The following is a 13885-nucleotide window of genomic DNA, read 5'->3' as shown; positions in this document are numbered from 1 at the left end:
TTCCTGCGGAACAAGCATATCTAGCTGCCGCTTCTCCATGATAAGCTGGGAGGAACGATATCTTTACCGGCGGAGTCCCCGTGGATTTCCCGATACTGCTTCGGAGTAAGATTCGTGAACTTCTTGAATGCGGAGAAAAAATGGCCTTTGGATATGAAGCCGCATTGATCTGCGATCTCCAGCACCGAGAACTGGCTGGATATCAGTTTCTCCTTCACTTTCTCGATTCGTTCCTGAAGGATGTACTCGGACAATGATACGTTCATGATCTCTTTAAAAAGCTGCCGGATATAGCTCACAGAAAAGGAAAAATTGTCGGCTACCTGCTCGATCGACAGTTGCGCATCCTGCAAGTGGTTGTCCACGTACTCTTTGATCTCCAGGACGATTTCTTCCTTGCGGCTTGAAGATTTCGGAACTTCGGTCTCGGACGCGAGCATCGTGACGATGCTCTCCAGCCATGCTTGAAACTCGGACAACGTGCTGTACCGCTCGAGTAATTGATGAATGCTGCTGATCTCATGCAGGACGCTGGACTTGTTGAAGTTCTTGAGCAAATCATAGGTAAAGTAGGTCAGGTTAAGCTTGCAGTCGCGATAAGGAAGCTCATGGACGTGCTTCATCTGCTGACGCAGCGTAGCGAGCGCGGTCTCCGGACGGCCGCGGCGGATCGACTTGATGATCTCCGCTGTCTCAAGCGCCTCAGACGCAGAAGGATACCCTGCCATAAACTCTTCATAATCGCTCTCCAGAAAAATTTGCTTCTCTCCGTTAAGAAATCGCAGTTTCGTCAATTCGTAGATATGATCATAAATGTTTCGGATATTGGCGCTAAAATCATAGGCATTGCTGACTGCGGCGGTTGTATCCACGTTCAGGATACGTGCCACCTGATTCTGCGTCTCCTCCAGAAGACGTTGTAGTTGAAGCCCGCCGGATGCATAGCCTCCAATGACCAGAATGATATGGTCTCCGCCCATATCCAAGCCTTCGGCCGCATAAGAACCTGCGCCAATCACTTCTTCGCTAATATTGCGTATGGCGTACTTGATCAATTTCCGGGAGGGGAAATCGTAACGTTCGCAAAAGACCGTATAGGCTTCGATCCGGAGGACGGCCAAAAACAGAGCTTCACAGGAGGCCAGTTTGGTCCTGGTCTGAATATATTCGTAGCTCTTGGTACCCGGTGTCCCGTGGAGCATCCACTGGGCGAGAAACTCCGTTCGAACGAGCTCGGATTGGTTTCTCATGGATGCATGAAGTTGTTCCACATTGTTCAGCAGCATATCGATGCCGTCATGGATCCATTGGATATCCGGCTTGGCATCGGACGTGGCGTTTGCGAATGCAACCTTTCCCTTCAGCTTTTCCGACAAGAAGGTGATGGAGCGCAAGGAACGGCGAGAACTCCAGTAGAACAACAAGGAGAGGAGTGCCAATAGCAGCAATGTATACGTTATCAATTTTTGCTGGAATAAGGAGATATGGCGTGTCAAAATATGATACTCATTCGAATAGTATACCGACCAATTTTCAGTAGTCAGCTTGGCTGTATTGACGAACCATCTCTGATGGGGGAGCCGAACTTGAAAATCGCTGTCCTGCCGCTCCCGGCTCGCTTGATAAAGCTGTCCGCTCAGCGCGGGATTAGGTACACCCAATAGAAGTTGCCCATGCTCGTCGAGAATCCGAATGTCTTGCTCCGAGGAGACCGTTTGGCCGAACAGAAGCTTCGACAGCAGCGGTTTATCAACGAGCAGCACGAGATAATAGTCAGACGGCTTCTCGGGGGTTGCAGGCAGAATAAGGGCCAGGGAGTCCAAGCCATCCAGCGAATGATTAAAGAAACGCAAGTATTGGGGGTGGAATGACTCCACGCGCTCCAGCATGCGCTGGTCGGCAAAGGATTCATTGCGGACGATTCCGGCTTTGGAATCGACGATAAGATCGTGCTTCAGATTAATCAGATAGGATCGCTGGATGAGCGGTTCGGTGGACATGAAATTGGATTGGGCGACGAGTGCAGCATGGTTGATGAGCGGATCGTTGCTTGTATTGAAGAACCAGTTCTGAATATTCTGATCGGCGTACATGCTGAGCCCGTTAGCTTTCAAATTGCCGAGAATCATTTCGGCCTTCGACGCCAGGTTGTTGACTTCGTTCTGCGAATTGCTGCGAACCTCCAGCATGGTGTATTTTGCGAATTCCGCAGACAGTAAATAGACGAAAGGAATAATGGAACAGATCAGAACGGTGGTCATTAAAAGAAAGGTTCGAAAATAGGTCTTCTGTAAAATAGGTTTGATCTTCATATAATGCCAGCGCCCCTTGCTGATGGATTGACGGTTTAAGGGTGTAACGTCACTGTTCGATAGAAGAAACGAACCGGACCTCCTTACTCAATCATATCCTGATCCTTGTGTGAAGTCCTCATTTTGACAAAGTAGAAATTAAGATGATGCCGAAAGCCCGATTACCGCACAATCCTTAAGTTGAGTACCCTTTGTGACACAATGAGGACTATTCCGAATTTCTCCTTCCGTACATAATAAACACTGTCAGGATATGGCCACATCGGACAGACCAGATCGAATGGAGGGATACTATAAATTGAGAATGTTTAGGGATCTTGTAAAGAACCGGGGCTTGTATTCGATGGCGATACCGGGAGTCATCTTTCTCGTTGTCTTCTCTTATATTCCTCTGTCCGGGCATCTGCTAGCGTTCAAAGACTTTCAGATCAGCAAAGGCATATGGGGTAGTGATTGGGTGGGGTTGGATAATTTTCGCTTCTTTTTCTCCAATCGGGATTGGATTCAAGTTACGGTCAATACGGTTTATTTAAATGCGCTGTTTATTATTTTCGAGATGGTTTTTGCGCTTCTCATTGCGCTCTTCTTGAATGAGATTCGCTTGAAATGGTTTAAACGTACGATCCAATCCGTCGTCTTCCTGCCTTACTTCATTTCCTGGGTCGTCGTAGGGTATATGACATTCATTCTATTCAACAACACGGACGGTCTGATTAACCGCGTGCTGAGCATGAGCGGACTTCAAGCCGTCGATTGGTACCAGACCCCGTGGGTGTGGCCGATTATTCTAACCTTAACGCGAATCTGGAAAAGTGCCGGTTACTACTCGATTATTCTGCTCGCTGCCATAACCGGGTTCTCCACCGACTATTATGAGAGCGCCCGCCTGGACGGAGCCACGAGGCTGCAGCAGATGAAACACATTACGCTGCCTTTGCTGAAGCCGCAAATCATCATTCTCGTCCTCTTGGGAGTCGGACGGATCTTCTACGGGGATTTCGGCATGATCTACGGAATTATCGGAGACAACGGGATTCTATTCCCGACGACCGATGTCATCGATACATACTCCTATCGGGCGTTAAGACAGCTTGGTAATTTCAGCATGTCATCGGCTATCGTATTCTATCAGTCTATTATGGGGCTAATCGCCGTCGTTTCGTTTAATGCGCTGGTTCGGAAAATCGATAAAGACTCCAGATTATTTTAAGAGGTTGTTCAAAATGTCATCCTTCCATGAACGGACTCTTTGAACACGTGCTTTAATTTTTCGAAATCCATAGGGAGGTGAACTTCATATGAATCGTCCGGTTGCTCTGATCCCGCCCCCACGAGTCCGACGGACAAACGGGTTCTCCGATAAAATGGCGGTGTTCTTGTTCGGACTGTTTTTGATTTTGTTTGCGCTGGTTTGCTTGTTTCCTTTTTGGCTGATGGTCATCAATTCATTCTCCAGTACCCGAAGCTTGGCGGTGAACGGATACTCCATATGGCCGGATGAATTTACGCTGGAGTCGTATCGCTTCCTCCTTCAGGGCAAGCAAATGTTTACCAGCTATGGCATCACTATTGCGGTTACAGCCATCGGAACCGTATTCGGCCTTGTTGTCACCGCGTTGTTTGCTTACGTGCTGGCCCATCCGAAGAACCGATACGGCGGCTTACTCTCGTTCATGACCTACGTGCCGATGGTCTTCGGCTCTGGGCTCGTCGGCTTCTATCTTCTGGTCGTCCAATGGCTGCATCTGAAAGATACGCTGTGGGCGCTTGTGCTCCCTTACGTCATGAATCCGTTCTTTGCATTCATCTTAGTCTCGTTCTATCGCTCGTTGCCTTATGAGCTGAACGAATCGGCTAACATGGACGGTGCCGGAGAGTGGACGATCTTCTTCAAAATTATCCGGCCGATCTCAACGCCGGTTATGGCGACGATCAGCTTGTTCTATGCGCTGCAATATTGGAACGATTGGTGGCTGTCGCTTCTGTTTATCGATAACAGCGATATGTACCCGCTCCAGCTGCTTCTTCGGCAGCTCATGTCACAGATGCAGCTCACGTCGCTCAATCACGGCAATGTGCTGACGCTGCCGCCGGCGGAAGGGGTTAAGTTGGCAACGGTATGCCTGACGATCGGCCCGATTATACTCGTCTATCCGATGGTCCAGAAGTATTTCGTCAAAGGTCTGACCCTCGGCTCGGTGAAAGGTTAAGTATAAGAGGTTCCTGAAAACCTTGCTTTTTGAACACGTATTATGAGATTTATTTGAAGGGAGTCATTTACATGGCCAAATCAAAACGCAAATTCTTGGTGACGGCGCTGCTCGGACTGGCCATCGCTTTGTCCGGGTGCTCCGGATCCGGCGGGGGCGTCTCCGCGCCGGGCGATTCCGGGGGAAACGGCGCCCAGTCCCTTGAACCGGTCACTTTGGAGGTTGTCATTCCGGGGGCCAAGGGGGCTAACTATGACGAGGTGCTGGCTGAAGTCAACAAGCGATTAAAAGCCGAAATCAACACGCAGGTTAAATTTACCTTTGTCGACTTTGCCGATCTAAATCAGAAGACCAATGTCATGCTGGCTTCGGGAGAGAATGTGGATTTGATGTTTGATGCCCCGTGGCTGCATTTGGACACGATGGCTTCCCAGGGCTATTACGAAGAAATAAGCGAACTGCTGGACCAATACGGCCCTAATGTGAAAAAGACGAGGCCGCAACAAATGTGGGACGCGAACAAAATTAACGGTAATATCTACGGCGTTCCCTTGGGAAGCGCCTATACCCAACAGAGATCGATCTTCATCCGAAAGGACCTGAGGGAGCAGTTAAACTTGCCGCCCGTAAAGACGTATGAGGATCTAAAAGCTTATCTTTACGCCGTTCGTGACAGTAACTCCGGCATCACTCCGCTCCTCGCGGGCGCAGACGACGTCACCTACAGCTGGGTCAACTGGCTGATCAGGGACGATACCAGCGTCAACATTCGTCCAACGAATTTTGCTGGAGCCAGCTTGATGCTGTATTACAAGGGTAACGATGGCAAGGTCTATAACTTCTTTGAAACCCAGGAACCAAAGATCTGGTCCGGCATCCAGGATGTCCGCCAGCTGTTCGTTGACAAAGTCATGTCGCAGGACGTCTTGACGAATAAAAGCAGTCCGGGAGACATGCAGCTCCAGAACAAAGTCGCGGCCACGCCCCAAATGGCTTTTGGCATTCCCAAAACGTACAACGACCAGTTGAAGCAGGTCGTACCCGATGGAGAGCTGGAAGCGGTTCGTCTATTCGATCTGACCCCTGGAAAGAACTTATCCAATTTCAAGATGGATAATTACATCTGTATTGTAAAGACGAGCAAACATAAAGACCGTGCGATGATGTTCCTCGATTGGGCCAACCGGCAGGAGAATTATGATTTGTTGGAGCACGGCATCGAAGGCGTGAACTGGAAATCGGTCGGCGAGCATCAATATGACACGCTGAACAACGATGGCGGCATTGTCTCGTTCCAGCTCATGTTGAATCCTGCGTTAGAACGGGAGTGGGCCGGTATCGACAAAGAGACCCGAGAGTATAGTCAATTCATTACGCAAGCCGACAACTTCACGAAGGATATCATGACCGGCTTCACTTTCGATCCGACGCCGGTGAAGAACGAAGTGGCCCAGTTCGCGACCATTCAAGCCAAATATTATAGCGGATTATTTAACGGCGCGCTTGATCCGGACGAATACTTCGCCAGATTCAAAACGGAAGGCGAAGCGGTGCTGAAGCAAATCCAGACTGAACTGCAGAATCAGGTAGATGCCTTCTTGGCAAAATAAAAGGGTTGCTGTCCATTGAGAACGGCGACTCGGAAAAAAAAGGGCCGCTTCCTATACGGAGCGGTCCTTTTCGTTATGTTTTAGCAGCTACCGGGGAAAGGGGGCAGGGAACAAACTTGACGGATCGTCGCGGCCAGGTGTTCGGCCATTAGCCTATGCTTCTTGACGGAGGGGTGTCCGCAGCCTCCCATGCCGTCTTCCGGCCGTTTAATGAGCGGGAATTCGACGAAATGAATATTGTCGTCGCCTTCTTCGTTGAGGCTTTTGACGAGAGCTTTCAAATGGGGAGCGGGACCGAGGGTCATCGGACCGATTGCGCAGAACAATGGGACGGACGGATATCTATCGCGAATAAAACCCGTCAATTTGCGATATTGTTCAAGGTAATCCGCAGGCTCGATAGGTGCGGACCAATCGTTGGTCCCGAGATTAACGACAACCCATTCAGGATGAAACAGGTCCATGGCTTCTTGATCGAGATCAGGACAGATGGTTTCCATGAAATAATCCGACATGCGGCCTTCCTTGCCACCGCCGAAATTCTGATAGCATCCCGTACCGGACGCGCCCACAATCAAAGTTTCGGCATTCAAAAGCTGACCGGTCAGCGAGCTGTAAGCAAGCGCGATATTTTCGCGAGAAGCATCGCAGTCGCAGGGAATCTGCGCTTCGTTGCCGAAGCCGCACGTGATCGAATCGCCGATGATGAGCAGACGATGGGGAAGAGGGGGTGGCGGGCTCAGAAAAGCTCCGTTCTCCGTCGTCAAATCGGTAAATTTAATGCTGCCGAATGCCGCTTCCGTACGCTTCTGCAGCGTTAAGGTATGGGGCGCGTCCTCCAGGTCGTCCGCAAGCTGGTACAGCCGGTTATCCGGATCGATTCTCATCACCCTTACCGGAAGATCATCGATATAGACGTTGAGCCAGCTTTTCCCTTCTCCGTTGACATCCTCGATCTCGGCCGTTATTTCCCGTCCATGAAAGCGCACGGTTATGGCACTGCCGGGAAGAAAACAGGAGATGCCATCCGGCTCTTGATGAAAGAGCCCGTGTCTCAGACTGGAAGTCGAAAAGTCGAATTTCATAACGCATTCCTTCCTTTCATTGATCTATTAGAGCTGACAACGTTAGGCGTAAGGATTCTCGCATATAGACTCCCGGATCACCAACGAAACACCTGACAATATTTTCGTGTTGCGTCCATGAGTTTTGCCTTGAATAACTTGGTGGAGTAAATTCGCAGCGTTTCTGCCGATTTCCTCGAAATCTTGCCGGACGGTAGACAATCCGATCGATAGGTTGCCGGCATGGTCCCAATCGTCGAATCCCATAATGGAAACATCCTGCGGAATTCTAACGCCGCGGTCGGTGAGCTTCTCGATCATTTCTATGGCAAGTTTGTCATTGCAGCAAAACAAAGCGGTAACATTCCGCTTCAAAATACTGTCGGCCAGTGCGTCATAATCCACGCGGGTCAGCAAGTTATCGTCGGTTACCGGAAACCCTGCCTGACGCATGGCGCTGCAGTAGCCGGCGAACCGCTCCTGCTCGGAGTGAAGAAAGAAGTGATAGCTTGCAAACTTTATTTTGGTGTGTTTCAGACGCATCAGCTCCCGGGTGGCCAGGATCGCCCCGTCGTAGTTGTTGCTTCCGGAAAAATAGCTGGGATGGTCCACATTGTACCGGTCTACCAACAGATAGGGGATGTTGTTTTGTTCGATGATTAGGTAGTTATCCTGACTCTGGATCGGATCGAACGGATAAATCAAGAAGCCGTCGACTTTCCGGTCCAGCATTTTCTGAATGGATGATTGTTCAACGGCCAAATTTTCATTGCTCCATTCCACGATTAAGGAGTAATTGAATTCGGCTGCCGCTTGCTGCGCGCCTTTGATGATTTTCATATACGATACATCGTAATTGTCCTCTGCCGATAAAATGAACGCGATCAAGTGACTGGAATGGTCCGCGGCTTGAGCTCCGTTTACAAAAGAGCCTTTTCTTTTGATTCGGGTGATTGCGCCTTCGTTTGCCAGTTCCGTCATCGCTTTTCGAATCGTTATTCCGCTTACATGAAATTGTTTCATAAGATCTTCTTCATTCGGCAGTTTATCGCCGGGACGAAGCTCGCCGACTTGAATCTGATGCAGCAGCGCTTGTTTTACCGTCATGTACTTCGGCTCGTTCACAATCATTCTCCTCTTTTTGCAGACTGATGATAATTATGACACGTTAAATTATTATATAAAAGTATACTTTATTAATATAGTGGAATCAAGCCGATAATCTTGGATTACTTTATATAAACATACATTATTGTATAGGGATCGCTTTTTAATTGACTGAATACATATGGGTTGATAATATAATTATAGATTTATTGATTTAATAAAGTATACTTTATTATTCGCGAGTGCAATCTTGATGTTCGATGCAAAAGCTGAAGGGAGGAATTATGTTGGAGTTTAGCTTTGCCAGGCTGATGGGGAGATTTGATCTGACCGAGAGAGAGAGGCCGAAATGCGCCTGGGTCAACAGCGCGGTTTTTCTTGCCTTCCGAGGTACGGCCGTCTCGATGACGGCTGAGGATTCCGATGGCCAGGATTACGTTGAAATTGTGGTGGACGGTGTCGCTCGCAATTGGATCCATTTGAAGAAGGGGGTTCATCAATACATAATCGAACAGGGACTCCCAAAGGGTGAACACACTTTAGAGATCCACAAGCGAACGGGAATCCTGACCGGAAGTATAGCATTTCATCATTTTTCGCTGCCTGATGGCGGAAGCTTCCTTGCCCCGCCCACGGCAAAACCACTCCGGCTTGAGTACTTCGGGGATTCCATCACGGATGGGGCAGGGATCGGCCATCCGCATGTGCTCGCTGAAGCTCCGCATCTTGACGACGGATACATGTCCTTTGTCGGAATCAGCGCCAGAATGTTGAATGCGGAATATCATACGATGGCCATTTGCGGGATCGGCGTTTGGCAGGATGCGCTAGGGAACAAGCAAGGATTGCCGGAACATTTTTCTGGGACGCTCGGCAAAGGGACCGCGTCATGGGACTTTTCCCGGTATACTCCTGATGGAGTCGTCATTAATTTGGGACAGAACGATTATTCGACGCCAATCGATGATGAGGCGTACATTGCCGCTTATATTGAATTCATTCAGGTTATTCTGGAACAATATAACGATCCCTATGTCTTTTGCTGTGTCGGAACCATGAATAACAACTATCTTGCCAGCGTGAATAAGGTTGTGTCCTATTTCAGTCAAAGCGGAAACGGGAAGGTATTCGTGGTTGATCTGGGGTTGATTCATCCCGAGGTGGAAGGATGGGGCGGCCGATATCATCCCGGCTATCAGACGCATTACCGAATGGGCTGGGAGCTTGCCTCTTTTATATCCGCCAAAACCGGATGGGAATTGCTTAAGCGTCCGTCGATCGCCACGGAATGCGTGTTCTGAAATCGCTCAAAAAACAGGATTGTCACGAGGATGCTGCCGAATTGTTGTCCGATCTGATTTATGATCCCATGATAAGAAAACCCTTGATATTCAAGGGTTTTTAGCTTTTTTAGTGACTTTTTTATACTGTCCACTCTGGTTTTGGAGACAAACTATCGCTTAAAGGCTTATATCCTATATTGTTAACCAGGAATGAATCCTTTACTAGGATTGACCTTCCCCTCGAGGACTAGAAATCGGTCATGTCATATTTGATTATCATGGCAAAAAATGATTCCGTCCATAGTAACAGATCAAATCTTGGTAAAAAATATCATTAATGGTGATTTACTTGTTGAGTAATTTAGGCGTAACATAAGAGGATACAAGAAGGGATGACTCAGGCCAGTGGTATATAAAGATGTATATTGTCTCTGATCAAGGGACTATTTCAATGATGAAGTAGTATTTTTGTTTTCAATAATGTAAGCGCTTAACAAATCTTATCCAATTAATCGGTTATAAAAAAAATCAAAAAATTCCCTTACTGAAATGGAGGAGGTGATGTAAAAAAGTAATACGATTAAGGCATCATTTTTTAAGTTTACAACGACAACGAATGTAAGCTGAGGCCATCTTATGGCTCAGCTTATTTCGTAATAAGCAACGTTGGCAGAATGTGGCGATGGCAGGACTTTTTCTATTATTGCATATTAAAAAAACATACATATGGAAGACATTAAGAGAATCAACAAAGCGTAATCAAACTGATTCTAATTCAAACCAAATAAAGGGATGGAGGGTTCCAATGAAGCGAATACCGATGATGATGCAATTGGCATTGATCCTGTTCTGCATCATGGCCATTCCGATGGCGATATTAACCTGGTATAGCAGCTCTCAAATTCTACGGAATTCAGAGCATGCCTTCGCGGAAACTTCGCTTGCAGAATTAAATGCCAATCGCGAGCTTAACGAGAATGCCTTGAACAATTTGTCCCAGAATACGGTACGGCTTGGCGGCACCGACATCTTCGATCGAATTCGACCGTTCAAGTCCCTTGCCGAACTCAAAACGAATTACATGAATGTGAGCAAAGCGATGGCGGTTCTCAAAGAATTGTTGAATCTGAATCAAAGCGTCGATGGGGCGTATTCGTCTTTCTTTTATCTCGACGATGCGAATTACGTGATTTCGACGGATAAAGGCATTACGAGTTTGGACAAATACGAGTCCATCGACTGGCTGAACGAGGCGCTTATCGAGCAAAAAGGGATACGTGGCGTATGGTATCCGCGCAGGCTTGATTCGGGAGTGAACGTTCTATCGTTCGCGCTGCCTTTAAACCGGCTTTCAACCGCTACTCGCGGAACGATCGTTATCAATTTGAAGGAGGAGCAAATCGAGCAGTATTTGCAATCAACCAAGTCGGGTAAGCAAGGCTATCTGCTCATGAAGCCAAGCGGGGCCATCATCTCACATCATGACAAGAGTTTGTTGCTCAAGAGCGCTTATGGTGAGCCGTTTATTCGCGAAATTATCGAGGAAGAATTGCCAGAAGGGTACACGTTCCGCGAACTTGACGGAGAGCGGTTGCTGTACGCGTGGTCACGCTCGAAAGAATTCGATTGGACTAACGTGAGTATATACTCGGTCGACGAACTAATGAATAAACCGCATTCTATGCAGAGAGGGATCATTTTCCTTACGATTGTCATTATTTTTGCGGGATCCATACTGACCGTTTTTATGGCAACGTGGTTGTCCAAGCCAGCCAGGGAATTGGTCCGAACGATTCGCGGACGCGTCAATCCGGGGGTGCAGGATAAAAATGAGCTTGTATTCCTGGAGGCGGCATTCAGACGAATGCAAGAAGAGGAGGAAGGGCTTTATAAGCTGCTGAGCATCCGCGAGCAGGATGCCCAGAGCCACGCGATTCATGGTTTGTTGCGGGGGGAAGTGACGCCTCAGGCCGAAGAAATCTTCCCGGCCTCGCACTTTCTGGCTGCCGTCGTTTCTATCGATGGCTATCGAAATTATATCAGCCGGAACAATCCGGAAACTCGCAGCTACCATCGCTACCTGCTTCTCTCGAAATGTGATCATTTGTTCCCGAAAGAGGTTTATGCGCGCTGCGTCTATCATGGTGACGGTCACTTTGTAATTCTGATCAACTACAGACAGGAGGAAGATGGCAACCATAGAAAAGGCATTCATAACGCTTTGGATATGATCAGGGACACTGCGGCTGAATTGCTGGGGCACTCCGTAACCATCGGGGTAAGTAGTCCGGCAGATTCGATAGGTATGGTCTCGGGATTGCTTGCAGAGGCATTGGAGGCGATCAAACAGCGGATGATCGCCGGCAGCGGCGGTATAACGTACTGGAAGGAGGAGGAACCGCGGGAGAAAAAATATCTCTATCCCGCTAAAAGCGAAAGACGAATACTCAACTTCCTTGGCAATGCCGATCTGGACAGCATCATCGAAGAACTGAGAATCATTCGCGACGAAATTCGCTCTGCCGAATACGTGTCCTACGATAACATCTTGTTCATCTATCATCAATTGGTCGGCGTGACCATTAAACATCTGAGAGAGAATAATGTCAGCACAGCGCGGATATTCTCGAGACGGGGCAACATTTACGCTGCCTTGGCTTCTTTTGATACGCTTGATGAGCTTGAAGAATATGTTATTGGATTTTACAGCGAGATCGTTCACTACCTTACGTGTTCACCAGTCGCGTCCAACAAATACGCCGAGCGAATCATTCATTATTTGAACGAGCGCTATCGTGAAGAAATCGTTTTTGAAGAGATGGCTAAGGATATCGGAATCAGTTACTCCTATATGCGAAAGATTGTCTACGAACAAACGGGGAAAAGTATATCGGATTATCTTAATTCGCTGCGAATTGAGAAGGCAAAAGAATTGCTTCTGAACAGTCACCTGTCAATCGGGCAGATTGCTTCCGAGGTAGGCTGCATGAATGTTCGAAGCTTCAATCGCTTGTTTCGAAAATTTGAAGGGATGCCGCCGAGCAGCTATAAGATGCAGAGGTCCAGAACATCGTGAAGGCTCAACCAATCCGATTTCACAGGTATAAGTGAAGCGTTATATATCGCAACATTTGATGCGATTAGTCAATACTGATTCTTGCACTCTTTTGAATATCGAATCGGCTAAATATGGAATCAATCATGACGAAAATGTATCAATATTCGGCGTTTACCTGCGGACGATCGGGGCGATATGATAAGTCCAACCTCGAGGTCGCCGAACTAGGAAACCGAGTCGGGGAGATCGTGAACGGAGGAGGTGAGATTTTGAAAGGTCTAGTCATTGCATCCAAAAATGAAACCGCTTCAACCTCCTTAACAGATAAGAAACTGGGGATTCTTTATTATCTTCGTCGGGATTGGCAGCTCTACTTCCTGCTCCTCATTCCTCTCTCGTTTGTGTTGGTTTTTAAGTATGCGCCCATGAGCGGTCTCGTGCTTGCATTTAAGGATTTTAAGATTGCCAAGGGATTCTGGGGCAGCGAATGGGTCGGATTCGAAGTGTTTCAAGACATATTCGCTAAATCCGAATTCAGCCGCGCAATTCGCAACACGCTTCTGCTGAATGTGTCGGACCTCTTATTTAGCTTTACAATGCCGATTGTGCTCTCATTGTTACTTAATGAGGTCAAGAATGTTCTATTCAAGCGCGTAAATCAGACCCTGCTCTATTTGCCGCACTTTCTGTCCTGGGTCATTATCGGCGCAATTGCTTATCAATTATTGGGTGAAGGAACCGGCATGATCAATAATTTGATCGCGCATCTGGGGGGGACACGCATCCCGTTCCTTCAAGAAGACGTCAATTGGCTGATCAGTTATGTCTTCATTGGGGTATGGCAGAGCATGGGGTGGGGGACGATCATCTATCTGGCCGCAATAAGCGGCATTAACCCAGAGTTGTATGAAGCGGCGGTCGTGGATGGTGCAGGCCGGTGGCGGAAAATGTGGAACATAACCCTGCCCTCGATCCGAGTCACGATCGTGACATTGCTGATTTTGAATTTGGGCCACGTGATGGCAGGTTCCTTTGAGCGTGTTTTTGCCTTAGCGAATAAGGCAACTACGGAGTATACCACAACGATTCCCGTTTTGGTATATCGCTGGGGCATCGAAGGCGGGAACTTCAGCCGAGCAACCGCTCTCGGGTTGTTCCAGGCTGTCGTGGGGCTCGTCCTTATATTAATTGCTGATCGGGTTGCCAAGAAACTGGGCGAAGACGGTGTCATTTAGAAAGGA

Annotated in this window: 9 protein-coding genes; 6 read left to right on the top strand and 3 right to left on the bottom strand. The window is 48.0% G+C overall.

Translation table 11 applies throughout. The features are described 5' to 3' along the window. Positions 1-20: 20 nt before the first annotated feature. On the bottom strand, positions 21-2312 hold the full coding sequence (locus tag M1D70_RS23835) for an AraC family transcriptional regulator (protein WP_456288150.1): 2292 nt from the start codon (positions 2310-2312) through the stop codon (positions 21-23). A 298-nt stretch (positions 2313-2610) separates the two neighbouring features. Between M1D70_RS23835 and M1D70_RS23830 the strand changes: the two genes are divergently transcribed. From M1D70_RS23830 to M1D70_RS23820, 3 genes are all read left to right on the top strand, one after another. Beyond that, positions 2611-3522 (top strand): ABC transporter permease, encoded by a 912-nt coding sequence (locus M1D70_RS23830; RefSeq protein ID WP_456288149.1) that lies wholly within the window; start codon positions 2611-2613, stop codon positions 3520-3522. Between the two features lie 88 nt (positions 3523-3610). Then, positions 3611-4522 (top strand): carbohydrate ABC transporter permease, encoded by a 912-nt coding sequence (locus M1D70_RS23825; RefSeq protein ID WP_009593241.1) that lies wholly within the window; start codon positions 3611-3613, stop codon positions 4520-4522. A 71-nt stretch (positions 4523-4593) separates the two neighbouring features. Continuing rightward, positions 4594-6132, top strand: coding sequence for an extracellular solute-binding protein (locus M1D70_RS23820; protein ID WP_456288148.1), 1539 nt, complete (start codon positions 4594-4596; stop codon positions 6130-6132). 80 nt (positions 6133-6212) lie between these two features. Here the strand turns inward: M1D70_RS23820 and M1D70_RS23815 are convergent, their stop codons facing one another. Both M1D70_RS23815 and M1D70_RS23810 read right to left on the bottom strand, forming a co-directional pair. Continuing rightward, positions 6213-7217 (bottom strand): SGNH/GDSL hydrolase family protein, encoded by a 1005-nt coding sequence (locus M1D70_RS23815; protein ID WP_009593236.1) that lies wholly within the window; start codon positions 7215-7217, stop codon positions 6213-6215. A 42-nt stretch (positions 7218-7259) separates the two neighbouring features. Further along, on the bottom strand, positions 7260-8327 hold the full coding sequence (locus M1D70_RS23810; RefSeq protein ID WP_456288147.1) for a GntR family transcriptional regulator: 1068 nt from the start codon (positions 8325-8327) through the stop codon (positions 7260-7262). Between the two features lie 260 nt (positions 8328-8587). On the opposite strand from M1D70_RS23810, the gene M1D70_RS23805 reads away from it, so the two are divergent. The 3 genes from M1D70_RS23805 to M1D70_RS23795 all read left to right on the top strand — a co-directional run bounded on the left by M1D70_RS23805 (position 8588) and on the right by M1D70_RS23795 (position 13879). Beyond that, entirely contained in the window at positions 8588-9604 is a 1017-nt protein-coding gene (locus M1D70_RS23805; RefSeq protein ID WP_456288146.1) for an SGNH/GDSL hydrolase family protein, read from the top strand. A gap of 787 nt (positions 9605-10391) precedes the next feature. Continuing rightward, a complete protein-coding gene (locus M1D70_RS23800; RefSeq protein WP_456288145.1) occupies positions 10392-12662 on the top strand; it encodes an AraC family transcriptional regulator in 2271 nt (756 codons plus the stop codon). Between the two features lie 125 nt (positions 12663-12787). Further along, the gene (locus M1D70_RS23795; RefSeq protein WP_009593293.1) at positions 12788-13879 is read left to right on the top strand and encodes an ABC transporter permease; all 1092 of its coding nucleotides are present in this window, start codon (positions 12788-12790) and stop codon (positions 13877-13879) included. Positions 13880-13885: the final 6 nt, after the last annotated feature.

The sequence above is a fragment of the Paenibacillus sp. AK002 genome (genome assembly GCF_053903045.1).
The sequence above is the reverse complement of the archived record's forward strand: the minus strand, read 5'-3'. Positions and strand labels throughout refer to the sequence as shown.